This window comes from Syntrophales bacterium (genome assembly GCA_030655775.1).
GTDB lineage: Bacteria > Desulfobacterota > Syntrophia > Syntrophales > JADFWA01 > JAUSPI01.
Window position 1 is genome coordinate 1 of record JAUSPI010000119.1, and the last position, 17,084, is coordinate 17,084.

Here is a 17,084-nt window from a genome sequence, read left to right on the forward strand (position 1 = left end):
TGAATTCGACTATCCCCGCCTACAAGGCGGGGCATTACGCCGAATTCATGGCTATTGCCACCGCGATTTCATAATTAGTGTCAAGCTTAAACCATTCATCCCCGTCCACAGGACGGGGTATTCTGGTTAAATATTCATAAATTGAGTGCTTGGAATATTTTAATGAGTTATTGTCAAATCTTGTGGATTAAGCAGCGTTCCGCCCGGTCATATTTTATGCAGCCTCCTGCAATGGGGTGGGGCCGCAAGAGGTCAGACCTGCTCTTGACTTATATTCGTTTATTCCCATAAATTGCATACAGGGAATCAATATCATAACTCCATTGCCAATTTTTCAGTTTAAGATAACTGCTATATGCCTTTATCAATGCTGTCACATCAAAGATTGAAGGTAGCTCAACCATATCGTAATCGAAATCATCAAATCAAAAATTGCATACAGCTTTATTATATTTTAATCTGGCAGGAATTTCTCGGGAGCTTCTAATTCTTATTTCAAGAGGCGACCGCCAAATTACGCAGACAAATATTTTTCAAGCGCTTCACTTACAATTTTTTTCTTCAGCGCAGAGCTCTAAATAATCGTCTACCGCCTCTTCAAATGCCTTACGCAGCCCTTCTACATCACCGCCTTCATAACTTACAAGACTGCGAATAAATTCTATTTTACCATGAAAGACACGATCTTCATCGCTATAATGAACCGAGCCATAATAACTTTTGTAACTCATCATATCTCTCATAACATTTCCTCCTCAGTCGTTCAATTCCCTCCGATCTTGCGATAAATCACTGCTGACAGTAGATAGAGTATAAGGGCGGTGAAGACTACAGATTTAAAACCCCATTCAATGGCGATCAGAATGGTCGCCGAGGCTCCGATAACGGAGAAGAAACCGTTTATCCCCCAGGCCCACGGAATCATATCCTCGCCTTTTTCTGCCAGTCGGCTTAAGCCGGAGGGGAAAGGAATGCCCATCGGTATGGCAAGGGGCGCTATTAATATACTGCATATAAGCATACGCATCCACAGAGAGAAGCCCGACAGGGTATTTTCCAGCAGTTGATCGAATTTCATGTAAATGATTCCAACAAAAACAATAAAAAATATGGCACTAAAGACATGTTTTGGTTTTATTGTGCCCATCCTTCCCGCGATCAGGCTTCCGATTCCCGAATAGATAAGAAAAGATCCGATGACAACACTTGCCGAGAAGACGGGATCGTAAAGATACCTGATGAATTGCTGGAGGAACGACATCTCCAGGAACATATAGGCCAGACCGAGGCAGCCGAAATAGATGAAGACGGGTGCTTTCCCGCGTGGTGAGCCTCCAATCAGTTTGATGGGAGCCAGTATAAGAATTGTGCTCAGTAAAACGAGGATGCCAAGTGTTGTCCAGACAAGGATATATCCCCAGTCTACAAGCGGTATGGAGATTCGCCCGTACGGGGCGAGATACGTCTTCAGGACTGCCAGTTTGAAGAAGTGGCCGAAAAATGGCCTGTCGTCTGTGGCGGGCCGGATATAGAACGGGTATTCGTTGTAAAATTGCTCTCTTTCTCCGGAGAGCAGTCTCGTTGCGGCAATGAAAAAGTAGCTTTCATCCATTCTGTTTACGATATTGGTCTCTTCTTTTTTGATTCCGGGGTAGTAGCAGAGATCGAAGAGGCGGCTTTTACAGAATTTTTTAACAGTTTCAATCTCTTCCTTGTTAAAGAGGCCGTTTTTTATCAAGAGTGTTGCCGTCTGCCAGCTCCTGATCATGATAATGGATTCGGAGGCATTTTCAGCCTCAAGTGCAGCGATTGCCGTTGTTAGAAGTTTTATACAGTCGCGGGGGGGATTTTTGATCCACCTCGATATACTGAGAATGCCTCCTGGGTTGAGGCGGTCAACGCAGGTTTTCAGTGCTTCGGTCGTAAAGAGATAGTTTTCATTCAGTGAGTAAACACCCGCGGAAGCCGACTCCATCGATTCGAGAAGACATATCTGGATCAGATCAAATCGCTTTTTCGTGTTTTGAAGATACCCTCTTCCGTCTTCGGCGAAGATCCGGTACTCTCCTGGATTATAGATGCCCCCGCTGAAATGGCGATATTTTCCCTGCATAAGACGGATAATCTCTTTGTTCAATTCCACAACGGAGATGTCCCTTGCCTTGTGATACTTTGCGTTCAGAATTTCTGTTCCCCCGCCTCCACCGATGATAAGCACTGCCGGATCGTTCAAGAGCTTGTAGGGAAGGGATGTGGTACGGTAATCCATGAAGCGGATATCCTTCAGGTTTCCAGTGAATTCGTTGATTGCGCCTGCCGAGTTTCCGTTTATAAAGAGGCCTTTCTGCTTCGGCAATTTAAATGGACAGTTCAGACTCAAATCAGGCAGGTAGTGGTATGCGGGACTGTCCAGAACGGTGACAAGCCCGAGCGGGCCGAATGTTTCCGCCTCAATTTTTGCCCCCATCTGGCTTTTGGCAATGGACAGGTCTTTGAATTTGCTCATGTAAACGGGCTTATTATGCAGTAAAATGAAGAAAAGCGGGACTATCGCAATCAGTATAATTATTGAAACTGTTGTCTGCAAGCGGCTGCTCCTGACTGCAAGCGTTGCGCAAACAATTATCATGGAAATAATGAGGATAATTTCGTAGGGGCCAAGGTGAAAAGCAGTTAGCAGTACCAGAAGGCTTCCAATTCCAGAGCCAGACATATTGGAAAAATATATCTTGTAAATATTATCGGTACAGACTGAAAAACTGAGTCCTATGCATACGGCACCGAAGAAAAAAGGTGTAAACATGGCTAAGCTGATGAAGATAAGATTCAATGTTTCATACGGCTGCCAGACTATCATAAGCGGATTGAAGGCAATCAGATAACTTAAATAAATATTAATCCAGATGGATAGAAGCAGCAGAAGAGGGAAGAGATATAAGACCGTTGAAAAGTGTTTTTTCAGTCTTGTCTTGAATAGAAAAATAAAGGTTCCGCTTGAGCCAAAGCCGAGCAGGGCAATACTGACAATCAGGTAAGCGAAGTGATGCCAGTACTGTATGGAAAATATCTTGAACAGGAGAATCTCGTAGGCAATGAGGGCAGCCGAGACAAGGAGTACGGAAACCTGGATTTTCTTTAATGACGGGTAGGGTGTCATGTTCAATGTCATCCTGAACGTGGTTCAGTATCTCTCTATAACGAGATTCTGAAATAAATTCAGAATGACAAAGAGGGGATGTCATCCTGAACTTGCTTTAGTATCAGTTACTTGTGCTTGCCGGTAAGGGGTACAAAGCGTACTGACATCAGGTTTCGGGTGGTTATTTCCCCGGCATTGTCCTTTTCTACGAGAACCAGACTCTGAATCATAAAGCGGCCGCCAACCGGAATGATCATCCTGCCGCCTTTTTTGAGCTGTTTCAAAAGAGGTGGCGGAACATGACCGGCCGCGGCGGTTACTATTATGGCATCGAATGGCGCGTGCTCCTGCCAGCCGTAATAACCATCGCCGCATGTGACATCAACATTCTTATACCCGAGTTTTTCCAATCTGAGCGATGCCGATTCTGCAAGCTCCGGGATTATCTCAATTGTAGACACCTTTTTTACAATGCAGGAGAGAATCGCTGCCTGGTAGCCTGAACCTGTTCCTATCTCAAGCACATTGCTCTCTTCATCCAGATTGAGGATTTCCGTCATGTATGCCACAACATAGGGCTGAGAGATTGTCTGTCCGTAACCGATCGGAAGAGGTGTATCATCATAGGCCATGGGAACCCTCTTTTCGGGGACGAACTGATGGCGCGGAACAGACATCATCGCCTGAATGACGTCTCTGTTACGTATACCCCTCCTGACAATCTGTTCGTCTACCATTTCTTTTCTCATAGCCGCAAATATCCTCTCATTAAATTCGGTTTTAGACGTCCCTTTTACCGGTGAGATGGCTACGACAAGAAAAACCAGGGCCGATATTGATATTATTTTCCAGAATTTATTCATTTTTATGATATCATCTTTTGCATGAGTTTGAGATTGCTTCATCCGCCAAAGGCGGATTCGTAATGACACAGCATGGACATTTTGCGAAGCTCTCCAGTTAGCGGTGAGAAATGTTTTATAAAGTTGCTGCCGATTTTGTTATTTTCATCCATTTTATGTGGATCGTATTTGTGATTCTGGGGTTTCCGGTGTTTTTTTATTTCAACCTGTCCAGATGGAGGTTGCTTCATCTGACTGCCCTGGTTGCGGCCGTCATTATGCAGATTACACAGACTATTTGTCCACTAACCTATCTTGAAGTCTATCTGAAATCGAAAAATATATCCGGTGCTGTCTATCCCGGCTCCTTTGTCATAGAAAGAATAGAAAACATAATCTATATTGAGAACTTAGCAACCCTTGAGAGAATCACCTGTCTCACGGCAATTTTTTTCATGGTCGTTTTGCTTTCCTTCTGGTTCAAGCCGATTAAGTTGAAGCGGGAAAAAAAGAAAAAGTGAACATGGTCAAAAAAATAAACATATCACATAGTGCTTTTATATCAAGATATTAAAAAGTAACTTGTCCTTTCAAAACAGAATCCATCGTGCTCAAAGATTTTTTCGATACGGTTGCTTCCCGCAAGCTCAACATTGCAGGCGGGGAGCTACAGATTTAGTGTCACCCTGAGAAAACCATGTCCTGAACTTGTTTCAGGATCAATTGCAGGGTCTCATGGGGGGTTCTGAACGAGATTCTGAAATGAATTCAGAATGACAAAGGAACTTTACAACGGCTGAAAGCTTATAAGGTTTAGATAACCTATGAAACGAAAATCCACTACATTTCCTGTCCTCTTCGCGATTACCGCTCTTGGTATATCTTCGGTAATAACCCAGATTACTGTTATTCGCGAATTTATAAATGTCTTTGAAGGAAATGAGATCGTCCTTGGTATCCTCTTTTCTCTCTGGCTCTTACTTACAGGGTTGGGGGCATGGCTTGCGAAATTCATATCATCTTCTCGCGCACAGATGTTTATGCTCCGCCTGTCACTTTATCTTGTTGCCTTCCTTCCCATTTTTCATATTCTCCTTATCCGCTTTTTGAGAAATGAGATGTTTATCAGAGGAGAGCTTCCCGGCATCGGTCCCATGATCATCTGGGCGGGGATTCTTCTCGTGCCTTATTGTATCCTTTCCGGGGGATTACTTACCATTGCCTGCGGTATCCTTGCCGTCAACAGTTCTGATGACCGCAGTATCGGCAGAATCTATTTTTTTGATAATATTGGCGATATCTTAGGCGGTCTCCTTTTTACCTTCGTCCTTGTCCGTTTTTGCAATAATCTCAATGCTTTGTACCTTCCCGCATTTCTCTGTCTTTCAGGGTTCCTGTTGCTCACGCCACAGGGCTTCAGCCGGAGATTGCTTTACGGCTCTCTCGGAGTCTTTGGGCTGGCATCGATTATTTATAGTGGCTGGTTTGTGCCCCTTGACGGTATCTCCCTGAAATGGTTGTATCCGTACCAGACGATAGTGGATCACCGGGAATCCCCCTACGGGAGACTGGTTGTTACCCGGGGGCATGATCAGACCTCTTTTTTCGAAAACGGGGGACACCTCTTCTCCGTTCCCAATACCTTTGCCAATGAAGAAATCGTGCATTACGCACTATTACAACTCCCGAAAGTTCAGTCAGTCCTTCTGGTTTCAGGCGGTGTTGCCGGCGTTATTGATGAGATCATGAAGTATGATGTCAAAAATCTCGATTATGTTGAACTTGATCCCGCGATCATATCCTCCGGCGTGAAGCACCTTGGCATCCGTTTTCCATCGGCAGTTCACCTTCATCTTGATGACGGAAGAAAGTTTATTCAAAGGACAGATAAAAAATATGACGGCATAATCCTCGATCTTCCTCCTCCGGGATCGCTCCAGCTCAACCGTTTTTATACACTTGAATTTTTCAAGGAGGCCAGATCAAAGCTACTGCCGGGGGGAGTCATCTGTTTCGGTACTCCAGGGGCGGAGAATTATATCAGCGATGATCAGGCACGCTTCCTTTCTACCTTAAAAAATACACTCAAACAGGTCTTCAAGCATGTCCTGATTATACCGGGGGATAGGAATATTTTCATCGCGTCTGACTCACCCCTCTCTTCCGATATAGCGTCACTCGTCTCCTCACGAAACATTGAAACGGTTTACGTTAATGAAAATTACCTCGCCGGGAGAGTAACACCGGAGAGGTTATCCTTCATAGAGGGCAGCATAATTGATAGCGTTCCGGTGAACCGCGACTTGCGACCTACGGCATTTTTCTACCGGATGAATATCTGGCTTAACATGTTTCAGGAAAACTACAGGATACTTTTGATTGCCGTATTCCTGTTCTTCATTTTATATTTTTTCCGGATCGGGATCGTTAGAAAGGCCATATTCTCAACGGGTTTTACAGCTTCATCCATGGAGATAGTCATTCTCCTCTGTTACCAGATTCTGCATGGCAGTGTTTACACAGGAATAGGCATGATCGTCGCTTCATTCATGTTAGGACTTGCGGTAGGAAGCTTTATGGCAAACAGAATGATTTCAGGGCGTTATGTAATCAAGACGAGGTCGATTCTGGAGGTTGAGATAGCGATTGTAGTCTACATTATTTTATTTATGATAATGCTCTTCTGGGGGCGAGCTCTGCTCGGTGGTATTTCCTTTGCTCTTCTGACCGTTCTCATCGGTGCATTGACAGGATTTGAATTTCCCATCGCCGGGAAAATTCTCTTTTCCTCTCCCTGGGAGACAGCCGGTTCTCTTTATGCTGCCGATCTATTAGGGGCAAGCCTGGGTGCGCTCCTTGTCTGTCTTTTCGTTATCCCTGTTTTTGGAATTTACTATACTTGTCTGTTTCTGATAGTATTTAAGATACTCATCATCTTCGGGCTGCTCGTTCGGGGAAGGACCGCTGTATGAAAAAATGGAGAAGAAATGTATTTTACGCGAAGAGAGCTGATTAAAACAGGTATTGTCTGTACGCTGTCCTTATCTTCAACGGATGTCTTTGCGCGGTGGGTTTTGCCCTCCGAAAAGAATGAGAAGAAAATCACTCGAAACGATGCCCCGGATAAACTCTGGAAGTGGTCGAAAGAGGTGTACTTCAAAGTGGAAAGGGGCGAAAACGTTCAGTGTCTCACCTGCCCGAATCAATGTTTCCTGGAGCCGAATGCCCGGAGCAAGTGCCAATCCCACGTCAACAAGGATGGAAAGCTATACACGCTGGTTTATGGCAATCCCTGCGCGGTACATATTGATCCTATTGAAAAAAAACCTCTGTATCATTTTTTCCCTTCGTCAAGGACGTTTTCCATAGCCACAACAGGATGCAGCTTTCGATGCCTTAACTGCCAAAACTGGGAGATATCTCAGGTTAAGCCTGAGGATGTCAGATTTGTGGAAATGTTTCCTGACGCTGTTGTGGAAAATGCCCGAAAGAATGATTGCGGGAGTATCGCCTATACATATTCTGAGGCAACGACTTTTTATGAATACATGCTGGATACATCCAGGCTGGCACGTGAAGCGGGCATCAAAAATGTCTGGGTTTCAAATGGTTATATCAACAAGCCCCCGCTCCTGGAGCTTTGCAGGACACTGGATGGTGCAAATATTGATATCAAGAATTTTTCCGAGGAGATCTATTCACGCCTGAATGCCGGCCGGTTGAAACCGGTTTTGAGGACTGTCACGATACTGAAGGAAAGAGGTGTCTGGTTTGAAATAACTGCCCTGATCGTACCGACATATTCAGATAACATGGAGATGATAAAGCGGATGTGCGAATGGATACTGGAAAATCTTGGTCCCGACTATCCTCTCCATTTTTCACGTTTCTTCCCTCGGTACAAGCTGACACATCTTCCTCCTACTTCCATACCGTTTCTGGAAAACGCGAGGGAAACGGCCATGAAAATGGGGATTCACTATGTTTATGTGGGGAATATACCTCAGGCGGACTCGAATCATACATACTGCCCCTCCTGCAAAAAGAGGATTATAGAACGTCTCGGATATCAGATTGAGGAAAACAGGATCGTAGATGGCAGATGTGCCTTTTGCCGGCAGACGATTGCAGGTGTCTGGGAATAGGTGATTGGTAAAATTTCTTGACCGTCCGACTGACATTGAGATATTAATAATATTAAATAAATGGAGGGTTATGCCGATGAAAATAGCAGTACTGACAGGTGGAGGAGACTGTCCCGGTTTGAACGGGGCGATCAAATGGGTTACAAAAACAGCCCTCGATCCCCAACTTGAAGAGAAACGTTCTGTAAAGTTTGAAGTTGTCGGTATAATGAATGGTTGGAAGGGGTTAGTAGAGGTTGACCCCGATAATCCGGAAAGCTGTGCCCGTCACCTGAAACATTTAGACGAAGAGGTCGTCAGGACATGGGACCGCTTTGGCGGAACAAACCTTGGAGCATCGCGAACAAATCCCTTCAACCCGAAAAACGACCGGTCAGAAAAACTGCTCGAAAATGTCAGGAAGCTCGGGATTGATGTCATCGTGGCGATTGGGGGCGAGGATACCCTGGGGGTTGCCCATATTTTACACAAACGAGGGATTAAAACGGTTGGAATTCCTAAAACTATCGACAATGACCTGTCGGCGACAGATTATTCTCTCGGTTTTGATACGGCTGTGAACGTTATCATGGAGGAAATTGACAGGCTGCGTACCACGGCAGGTTCCCATGGACGGATTTTTGTTGTGGAGACGATGGGGCGGCATGCCGGCTGGCTTGCCCTTCATGGAGGTGAATGCAGCGGCGCATACATGATTTTGATTCCCGAATATCCTTTCGACATGAATCGTATATGCCAACTTCTCCGGGAGCGTGAAGGACGGGAGATACAGTACAGTATTCTTGTTGTCGCTGAAGGGGCAAAACCGGCGGACATGGAAGAATTTTATAAAGATGAAAAATTTGATGACTTTGGACACCGTTCCCTTGGTGGAATTGCCAGATATGTATCGGAGGAGATAGAAAAAAAGACAGGACTTGAATCACGTTATGTGATTCTGAGCCACCTGCAGAGGGGTGGCACTCCATCAGCCTATGATCGCCTGATGGCGAGACGGTTTGGGGTCGCCGCTATTGACATGGTTTTACATGAGGATTTTGGCCGTATGGTGAGCCTCCTCCATGGAGAGATCACCTCTGTTTCACTCAAGGAGGTTATCGACGAATTAAAACTTGTTGATATCGACAAATATTACGACGTCAAAAGATACAACGGGCGGAGAGCTATATTGTAGGTTGCTGAATTATTTAATTTATCCCTAAGTCTGCTACAATTTTTTATCCACTTTAAGCTTAAACTTAAATGGCCTGGAAAAAATCAGCGTGGGATCACCGGTTTTTGGATCGATTGGCCCATCCTTCAGGTAGAATTTCACTTCAAGAGAGTGTTCGTCGATGTCATACACCATGGGGCAGAGTGTCCGGCAGGGAATCGGGAATGCGGCGCCCTCATCGGCGTCAACAGTATGAGCGTACACCATACCCAAAGCCCTCCTCGCATCATCCGGAGAGATCTTTCCCCGGTGCTTTTGCAGGAAATCGTGGAGAGTGCGATACCGGTAGAAACTATTGTACGTTGCCCTCGGAGAGTAAGATGGAAATTTGTTAACGTCCCGGTAAAGGTGAACTGAATGATTTGTCATTATCTGCGGTTTACCGTTGTTGCCGGTAAAATGATCGGTAAAATCCCTGGAAGATGTTTCATAAATAAAAGATTTGCCGGAACGATCGCCGATCAAGAGGTGAGCAGGTTCAAACCCCAGGGTTAGTTTATTATTGAGAATCGCAATCCTGGCTTCTTCAACCGTAGCACAGGTGTCCAGAATAAGTCGTGCCATCTGTAATATGTTTAACCCGCCTGTGTTATCCCCGAGCGGAGAAGGGGTTTTGTTTGCAGGAGCATCATTATCTGCCAGCATCGCCACAATCAGACCTTCGGAATTCATCCCGCTTTGAAAGCCATTCATCAAGTCGAGAGCGCCAACAACGAGTGATGGATACCCCTTGTCCGGGTAAAGTTCCATGATAAAATTTCTCGAAAAAAGATTGTGCTCTCCTTCGACAGGCTTCATCCCGAACATCACTCTCAGTGTCGTTATATAGAAATCCATATTGTGGGCCAGGAGGATGTGTCCATTGGTTGTGGAACTTGCCGGGAAGTAAATTGCCGAGCAGGATAAAGGGGCCAGATCATAAATCAGATAGCTCGGAACATACGAGTCATCTGTTGGGGAGAGGTTATACGATTTTGCCACGCCTTTCATCCGATCCAGCAGAATGGGGTAGTTCTTTTCCAGATACACCTGGCGGGCTTTGGCATAAAACGGTGCGGCATAACGGACAAGCTTGACACCGAGCCATTCCTGGGCGATGTCACCGAGGGCCTTTCCGATTTCCTCGTTGGTCCCACGCAGGACAATATGCCGAACTTCCATGTAAGTTCCCGGCTCCTTTGGAAGTATTACTTTATTGGTTACAATAGTGCCGGCCTGCACAGCAGAAGCTATAATTGTCAAGAGTATTACGGATATTAATATATACTTTTTCATGTTCCTCCTCCTGTTATGCCGGATTTAAACATAAAGTTCATTTGCTGCAATATTAACAGTATTAACAGGATTTTCAAATAAAGATAAGAGATTGAACAATGAAAAGTTCTGAAACATCGAAAAGCGTCACCCTGCCATATCTTGCGGTCATTAACTTTAAAAAATGACAGGGAAGTTTGGATACAATAACGCTGTGTGAGCTTTTGGATTTGATGGTATTGGTCAAGGTATGTCATAGCTATCTAAATTTGACAGTCTCGTAAAAAGGCATAAACTGCACCATTTGTCATGCTGAACTTGTTTCAGCATCTAATTATTTCAGCAAGTTAGAGACCCTGAAATAAATTCAGGGTGACAAAAACTGACTTTTTACGAATACATCAAATTTAGTTCAATGAAAAAAATTATTATTGCTTTCACCTGCCTATACGTAACTTTTGGTTCAGAATTGCGGTGAGGATTACCATTTAAAATCAGTGATCTTTAAGTTGAAAACCTTTTTCCCGAAATAATCTCAGGCACGCATCTACGACATCCGCGTCGTAAAGGGCTCCTCTATTCTTCTCGATTTCTTCCAGAGCCGCATCAATGCCCAAGCCGGGACGATAGGGCCTGTGTGAGGACATGGCTTCCACCACGTCGGCCACACCCATGATGCGGGCCTCCATAAATCTCATCCCCCTTCAGATTTCTTGGATAGCCTGAACCATCCATCCGTTCATGGTGCTGGTAGACAATCTCTGCCAGGGGCCAGGGGGATTCCACATCCTTCAGAATCTCATATCCACTCCGGGAGTGCTCTTTAATCAGGGAAAACTCAATCTCCGACAGTTTTACTGGTTTAGACAATATCTCTGAGGGGATGCACAGTTTCCCGATGTCATGGATGGAACCTGTCATCCGGATTCCATCGATTTTCTCCTGGGGTAATCCCATCTCCGTGGCGATGGCACGGGCCAGATCCGCAGACCGAACCTGGTGACCGGCCGTATAGGGATCTCTTGCTTCCACAACCGATACCATGACCTGAATAGTTGTGCCAAGGGCATTTCTGAGACTTTCCATGGTCTGTTTAAGCTCTTCTTCGGCCTGCTTGCGCTTGGTGATATCGCGGGCGATTCCTGCAGTCCCTACGACATTTCCCTGCTCATCATATATCGGCGTTTTTATTGTTTCTATCCACAAAGATCTGCCTTCGTCGTCTGTCAATGGCTCTTCAACCTGTTTACGCTTGCCGGATTCCATGACTTCTTTGTCATCTGTTCTATACCTTTCAGCTAAATCCCCCGGCCATATATCTAAATCCGTTTTGCCAACTAAATCCTCTGGCTTAAAACCGCATGATTTTCCAAAAGGTTCGTTTACAGAAACAAACCGACTTTCTTTATCCTTTAGCCAGGCAATATCAGGAATATTATCAAGGATGGCTTTCTGTCGTTGTTGACCCTCCTGCAGCGCCTTCTCCACCCGCTTGCGCTCGGTGATCTCTGCTCGTAACTCCTTATTAACCAGCATCAACTCTTCCGTACGATCCGCTACACGCTGTTCCAGCTCATCGCGTGCCCGTTGCAAATCAATCAAGGTGCTCTCAAGCTTTCTGATCGGATAGGTGCGGAAAATAAAATACAATAGGCAGCCGAATAGCGAACTGAGAATTCCTATTAGAGCTGTGGTGATTATTTGTGTTCGAATGGAATGTCTTACTACAATCGAACCGGCAAGTCGTCCTGAGTCAAAAAATGTCGCTGAAGTAGAAATTATTGGACGTGATACTGTAAGATCAGTTTTTTCGACAATTTCCCCGGCCGTGTTACGAATTTCCAGTTCATGATCGATTCCATGGATTGAAGGTAGCGAGACAAAATGCTTCAACCCTACGCTCTCGAACTCCCACAAATCCGGGCTGGCATGGATATTTTTTTCGATGGATTTTGCAAGAAAGGCAGCTTCTGTCGTAAGAGCCTTTTGCGCAGTGTTTATTGAAATAGCGTAATACACACCGGGTCCTACAATGGCAATAACACAAGCAGCAAAAGCGCCCAGGATGCTCATAATCTTCGTTATTGATTCTTTCGATTGCGATTGGCCACGTTGGGAACTAAAAGACATAAGTCACATCACTTTCCGGTTATCCGCTGTAAAATCACATGACCGTTATCAGAGAGAATCTTTTGACCGTCCCTGGAAAAAACGAATTCTATAAAGTCTTTAACTGCACCCCTGCATTTATCCCTTTTGTAGATCAAAGACAATGTCATTGCGTAGGGATATTTGCCGGCGGAGACATTGGAGAGCGTGGGGGCTACCCCATCGACGGAGAGGGCCTTAATCTTTCGTTTCTCTGCTGCTACTACAGAGCTACTGGTTGTACCTAATGAACCGGGCGTCTTCTCGATTTGCACGGCCGCTTCCTGGTCAGTGTTACCGACAAATACGCCGGGAATGGAGTGAGCCTTCTTAGACGCCGACTTTAAACCGGGATTGATGCTCGCCAGACAGACTGAAAAAGTGTCACCCACGGGACGAAGGATAAGCCTGATAGGCGTTCCATCGGGCCAGTTCTTGCGCTTTACTGCATATATTTCTTCTATTTCCGCAAGCGTGAAACCTTTGGCTGGGTTTGAATCCCGCACCCCGAAGATAAAGGCAGTGCGACCATAGGGCTCTTCGATGATTTCCGTACTCCGTTCTTCCGGCCTGAGGAGACGGTTAGACAGCCCTATATCAATCTTCCCTTTCCTTACCGCTTTGATGCCTCCTGAGCTGCCGATACTGGGTAGTACATCGACGTTTACATTGGGGTACTTCTTCTGAAAACCCTTCGCCATCAGTTGCATTGTGCCTATGCTCGATCCTGTACCGGTAATAATCAGGGTTTCCTTGGAACTCGCGGAAGCGGCGCCTGTAAAAAAAGATACTACAAACAGAGGGATGGCGAAGATAAGGATTTGATATCGCAGGTAGAGTTTCATCGATTGCTCCCTTTCCGAAGATATTGAAGATTTGTTATTCGCGGACGGTAATACACCAATCGTGGTTGCGGTATAAAAATAACCGGAAAAGCCATCAAAGAAGACACAAGACACTGATTATCATTTGTCATAATTACTATCATCGGGTTTCAACTTATTGTGGATCACAAGAAGGAACCCAAACTTCAACGCACCCGCCTGCTCCATACAAAAATTTTCACCTCTGGTGTAAATAAAATATCCAGTGCGATTATACCTTATCATGATCGCTGAGAAATCAACATCATTTATTTCTGGTTCAAATCAAGTATTTTCTTTAAGGGCGAAGTTTTACTGACTTCAGGAAGACATAAATAAATAAGGAAACGGGATAAATCCATCCCATAAATTGCGTACAGGGAACCAATATCGTAACATCGTCGTCAATTTTACAGTTTAGGAGAGCTGCTTAGTACGTAACAAAAAGGTAAGTGACTGGTAGTTCGTTAGCGGTTAGTTGACAAGGTGCAGACGATCATTGAGGCGAATCCGCGACTGTAAGAATACATTAGAATCATTCGAACAGGCAAAACGCTTTGTGGACAATCCTGAACTTATAAAGCAGCGGCTTGAAGAAAGCTTAGAGATTTATGCCAGGGAAAAGGTTGGCCAGATCGAGGGAGTAAAAAAGATAAAACAACAAATGGAGGGGTTCGAAGAACGTATCAAGAAAATTGAAGAGGAAAAACGGAAACAGTTTGAAAATTACCAGCTAAGCATGGCTCGCGGTGTTATAACAAACTTCAAGGAGACAATTGAGGAACGTGTCGGCCTGAAAGATAAGGAAAAGATAATTTTTGTTGAAACACTGGTAAAAGAATACCAGTTTGTAAAGGGTGGTGGACAGTCTCGCTTAATACATTGATCAATGCCATCAAATCAAAGATTTATGGATTTTCATTTAATCAAGGGGTTTAAAACTCTGTCACGCCGGAGTTCATTGTTCTTTTCGATTTTGATTTCCTCGCTGTTTTAGTATATATTTCCTTTATGTACAGGAGGAAACTATCATGTCGGTAGATGGTGGATCACGAAGAAGATTTCTTGAAAACTGCCTGTACTTGGCCGTTGCAGGGTGCGGTTATCCGATTCTTTACCATCTCTTAGGGTGCAAACGTGAGGAGAGGGCAAACGAGAATTCTGATGAAAGAATGTCCTCAGTCGGGGCGAAAGCAAGAATTAGCGCCAATTTTGTGCCGGCCTATGTGGCGCTTCACAAAACGGGTGAACTGAACAAGCGCGGACAAGAGCTGTGGAGCAGAATGGAGACCTGCGATCTCTGCCCCAGGGAGTGCGGGGCAAAACGCCTCGAAGGTGAGAGGGGTCTCTGCAAATCCACCTCGCAACTTCAGATCTCTTCGTATCAGCCGCATTTCGGCGAGGAAAGGCCCCTCGTGGGAACAGGTGGTTCCGGGACCGTTTTCTTCGCGAACTGCTCGCTTCGCTGCGTTTTCTGTATCAACTGGAAGATCAGCCAAGGGGGGCGGGGAAAAGTAGAAAGCATCGATGCTCTGGCTCGCATGATGCTCGCTCTCCAAGAAAGGGGATGCCACAATATTAATCTCGTTACCCCCACACACTATTCAGCACACATTCTCCTCGCTGTTGATAAAGCGGCTGGCATGGGACTGAGACTTCCGTTGGTTTACAATACGTGTGGCTGGGAGCGTTTGGATGTCCTCAAAGAGCTGGACGGTATCATTGACATTTACCTTCCCGACTTTAAGTATTCCAAGGAATCTATGGCAGAGAAATACTCCTCAGGTGCTTCATCTTATCCGGAAATAACAAAAACTGCGATTCTTGAAATGCACCGCCAGGTCGGTGTGGCCAAACCGGCTGATGACGGACTGATGTACCGCGGCCTCATGATACGTCACCTCGTCATGCCGAACCGCGTTTCCGGCACTAAAGATGTCATCGAGTGGATCGCTGGAAACCTCCCGAAGGACACATATATAAATATCATGTCACAATACACACCGACTTACAATGCCTTCATGTATCCGAAGATTTCCCGTCGGATCACCCGTGAAGAATACGCCGAAACCATTCACTGAGCTAAAGAAGCTGGACTTACCCGGGTGGAAATTCAGGGGTATCATTTACTGGGAAAGTGAATTTTCCTGTCTACAAACCGGACCTTCGGGATGCGCTCCCGGTCAAGCAAAGGTGTTGACTACCTGACCTCATCGCAAATTTTTAAAGTTCAAGTATCTGCTTACAAGGTTGAAAAATCAAGGTCCGAAAATTTAAAACAGGCGATCCATAGCTGGAAAAATTTGCAATAAAGCTGTGCAATTTTTGGGTTGATAGTTTTAATCGCGATATTGGTTACCTGTCTTAAAAACCTTGGTTGCATACCAGAGAAGCACAGTTGAATCTTGGCAAGCCCTTATATTCATGTCACATAATGCCCGGCAGGGGAACAGATGCCTGACCTGTCCACATTCAAGGTTGTATTTCTGTATGGAGTAAAAGGAGACGCCGACCTCAATAGAGATGGTTATGTTACCGGTTCAGAACTTGGAATGCATCTGCAGGAAAAGGTGGTGAATTACACACGTGTAAATTCACTCAGTAAAATAAAAAGGGCTAACCCGTGCTGGGCTAACCCTTTGATATTGCTTGGCGTCCCCACCCCGATACTTGCGATATTACGAAAAACTTATCTTGCGGATTTCATTAAGGAAATAGAAGAATAGGGTGATTGGATGGTAAACATTGACTAAAAAAACGAAACCGGGAGGTCTTTTTTAGCATTTTAGAAATAATACTTGAAACCACTCTTGTCCAAATTAAGGTTTTAAAGTTGAGCCCTGATTTGGTAATAGATTTTTACCAAAAAACAAATTGCAACTTCTATTGCTCGTACTAATGATTGGGAGTAGATCGGTTATGAAATAAGCTGATAAGGCGGCAGCACAAAAAGGATATTCCATTCCACTCTTTTTAAAAACCTTTAAAATGAGCAAAATACAGGCTTGAGTGAATCAATCTCTATTTCAAAAAATACCTTGACATTATATTGAGGAAGATTTATTTGTAATAATAAGTACTTCTCAGTTCAAGTTCTTTGAGAATCGATAAAGGCAAACTATCTGTGAGGGTAGGACGCAAAGCTATGGGTCACTGGAAGGGTGATTGCCAGGTTGCCGAAATTCTTTTCCCCCGTCTTTAGACTTCTTCTTTTTATACGTCCAATATCCCCAGCCTTCAAAACGACTTATTTCTTTTATTATCAATGTCATCTTATTTTAGTGATTATTCCCTTAATAAACAATATATTTTATATCACCTGGAGGCGAAATGAAATTATTAACCCAAATTCATGATTTGCGCCCTGAAAATTGCCGAAATCTGGCAGGCAAGAAAACATGATATGTTTAATTACAATACCTTACGATTGCAGGTAGCCTGAAACGTCATTTGTAGTGCCAGAAAATGACTCATGGATAT

Annotated in this window: 14 protein-coding genes and 1 riboswitch; of the genes, 7 read left to right on the forward strand and 7 right to left on the reverse strand. The window is 44.6% G+C overall.

From position 1 onward, the window contains the following. Positions 1-542: 542 nt before the first annotated feature. The 3 genes from Q7J27_06325 to Q7J27_06335 form a co-directional block, all read right to left on the reverse strand. Complete coding sequence (locus Q7J27_06325) at positions 543-743, reverse strand: hypothetical protein (protein MDO9528761.1); 201 nt, start codon at positions 741-743, stop codon at positions 543-545. Positions 744-763: 20 nt separating this feature from the next. Further along, positions 764-3,157: a hypothetical protein gene (locus Q7J27_06330; GenBank protein MDO9528762.1), complete on the reverse strand. Its 2,394-nt coding sequence runs from the start codon at positions 3,155-3,157 to the stop codon at positions 764-766. Between the two features lie 107 nt (positions 3,158-3,264). Further along, positions 3,265-4,002: a protein-L-isoaspartate(D-aspartate) O-methyltransferase gene (locus Q7J27_06335; protein ID MDO9528763.1), complete on the reverse strand. Its 738-nt coding sequence runs from the start codon at positions 4,000-4,002 to the stop codon at positions 3,265-3,267. A gap of 110 nt (positions 4,003-4,112) precedes the next feature. Between Q7J27_06335 and Q7J27_06340 the strand changes: the two genes are divergently transcribed. The 4 genes from Q7J27_06340 to Q7J27_06355 all read left to right on the forward strand — a co-directional run bounded on the left by Q7J27_06340 (position 4,113) and on the right by Q7J27_06355 (position 9,300). Then, positions 4,113-4,502, forward strand: a complete 390-nt coding sequence (locus tag Q7J27_06340; protein ID MDO9528764.1) for a DUF2784 family protein — start codon at positions 4,113-4,115, stop codon at positions 4,500-4,502. A gap of 303 nt (positions 4,503-4,805) precedes the next feature. Beyond that, positions 4,806-6,953, forward strand: a complete 2,148-nt coding sequence (locus tag Q7J27_06345; protein ID MDO9528765.1) for a hypothetical protein — start codon at positions 4,806-4,808, stop codon at positions 6,951-6,953. Between the two features lie 15 nt (positions 6,954-6,968). Further along, positions 6,969-8,126, forward strand: coding sequence for an AmmeMemoRadiSam system radical SAM enzyme (gene amrS, locus Q7J27_06350; GenBank protein ID MDO9528766.1), 1,158 nt, complete (start codon positions 6,969-6,971; stop codon positions 8,124-8,126). Between the two features lie 76 nt (positions 8,127-8,202). Then, positions 8,203-9,300: an ATP-dependent 6-phosphofructokinase gene (locus Q7J27_06355; protein ID MDO9528767.1), complete on the forward strand. Its 1,098-nt coding sequence runs from the start codon at positions 8,203-8,205 to the stop codon at positions 9,298-9,300. A gap of 33 nt (positions 9,301-9,333) precedes the next feature. Here Q7J27_06355 and Q7J27_06360 read toward each other — a convergent pair whose 3' ends face one another. The 4 genes from Q7J27_06360 to Q7J27_06375 form a co-directional block, all read right to left on the reverse strand. Beyond that, a complete protein-coding gene (locus tag Q7J27_06360; GenBank protein ID MDO9528768.1) occupies positions 9,334-10,614 on the reverse strand; it encodes a C45 family peptidase in 1,281 nt (426 codons plus the stop codon). A 473-nt stretch (positions 10,615-11,087) separates the two neighbouring features. Beyond that, on the reverse strand, positions 11,088-11,240 hold the full coding sequence (locus Q7J27_06365; protein MDO9528769.1) for a hypothetical protein: 153 nt from the start codon (positions 11,238-11,240) through the stop codon (positions 11,088-11,090). Continuing rightward, positions 11,200-12,723, reverse strand: a complete 1,524-nt coding sequence (locus tag Q7J27_06370) for a PAS domain S-box protein (protein ID MDO9528770.1) — start codon at positions 12,721-12,723, stop codon at positions 11,200-11,202. The genes Q7J27_06365 and Q7J27_06370 overlap by 41 nt, the downstream gene beginning before the upstream one ends. An 8-nt stretch (positions 12,724-12,731) precedes the next feature. Continuing rightward, complete coding sequence (locus Q7J27_06375; protein MDO9528771.1) at positions 12,732-13,586, reverse strand: substrate-binding domain-containing protein; 855 nt, start codon at positions 13,584-13,586, stop codon at positions 12,732-12,734. Between the two features lie 517 nt (positions 13,587-14,103). On the opposite strand from Q7J27_06375, the gene Q7J27_06380 reads away from it, so the two are divergent. From Q7J27_06380 to Q7J27_06390, 3 genes are all read left to right on the forward strand, one after another. Further along, positions 14,104-14,490: a hypothetical protein gene (locus tag Q7J27_06380; GenBank protein MDO9528772.1), complete on the forward strand. Its 387-nt coding sequence runs from the start codon at positions 14,104-14,106 to the stop codon at positions 14,488-14,490. A 145-nt stretch (positions 14,491-14,635) separates the two neighbouring features. Further along, positions 14,636-15,685, forward strand: coding sequence for a hypothetical protein (locus Q7J27_06385; GenBank protein ID MDO9528773.1), 1,050 nt, complete (start codon positions 14,636-14,638; stop codon positions 15,683-15,685). A 372-nt stretch (positions 15,686-16,057) separates the two neighbouring features. After that, on the forward strand, positions 16,058-16,330 hold the full coding sequence (locus tag Q7J27_06390) for a hypothetical protein (GenBank protein ID MDO9528774.1): 273 nt from the start codon (positions 16,058-16,060) through the stop codon (positions 16,328-16,330). Between the two features lie 376 nt (positions 16,331-16,706). Continuing rightward, positions 16,707-16,785, forward strand: a riboswitch (cyclic di-GMP riboswitch). Positions 16,786-17,084 lie beyond the last annotated feature (299 nt).

Bases quoted from the DNA above. Each gene is read 5' to 3' on its own strand.
- Q7J27_06365 (MDO9528769.1), bottom strand. From the start codon at position 11,240: ATGTCCTCACACAGGCCCTATCGTCCCGGCTTGGGCATTGATGCGGCT.
- Q7J27_06340 (MDO9528764.1), top strand. From the start codon at position 4,113: ATGTTTTATAAAGTTGCTGCCGATTTTGTTATTTTCATCCATTTTATG.
- Q7J27_06390 (MDO9528774.1), top strand. From the start codon at position 16,058: ATGCCTGACCTGTCCACATTCAAGGTTGTATTTCTGTATGGAGTAAAA.
- Q7J27_06330 (MDO9528762.1), bottom strand. From the start codon at position 3,157: ATGACACCCTACCCGTCATTAAAGAAAATCCAGGTTTCCGTACTCCTT.
- Q7J27_06385 (MDO9528773.1), top strand. From the start codon at position 14,636: ATGTCGGTAGATGGTGGATCACGAAGAAGATTTCTTGAAAACTGCCTG.
- Q7J27_06360 (MDO9528768.1), bottom strand. From the start codon at position 10,614: ATGAAAAAGTATATATTAATATCCGTAATACTCTTGACAATTATAGCT.
- Q7J27_06355 (MDO9528767.1), top strand. From the start codon at position 8,203: ATGAAAATAGCAGTACTGACAGGTGGAGGAGACTGTCCCGGTTTGAAC.
- Q7J27_06335 (MDO9528763.1), bottom strand. From the start codon at position 4,002: ATGAATAAATTCTGGAAAATAATATCAATATCGGCCCTGGTTTTTCTT.
- Q7J27_06370 (MDO9528770.1), bottom strand. From the start codon at position 12,723: ATGTCTTTTAGTTCCCAACGTGGCCAATCGCAATCGAAAGAATCAATA.
- Q7J27_06375 (MDO9528771.1), bottom strand. From the start codon at position 13,586: ATGAAACTCTACCTGCGATATCAAATCCTTATCTTCGCCATCCCTCTG.
- Q7J27_06325 (MDO9528761.1), bottom strand. From the start codon at position 743: ATGAGAGATATGATGAGTTACAAAAGTTATTATGGCTCGGTTCATTAT.
- Q7J27_06345 (MDO9528765.1), top strand. From the start codon at position 4,806: ATGAAACGAAAATCCACTACATTTCCTGTCCTCTTCGCGATTACCGCT.
- amrS (MDO9528766.1), top strand. From the start codon at position 6,969: ATGTATTTTACGCGAAGAGAGCTGATTAAAACAGGTATTGTCTGTACG.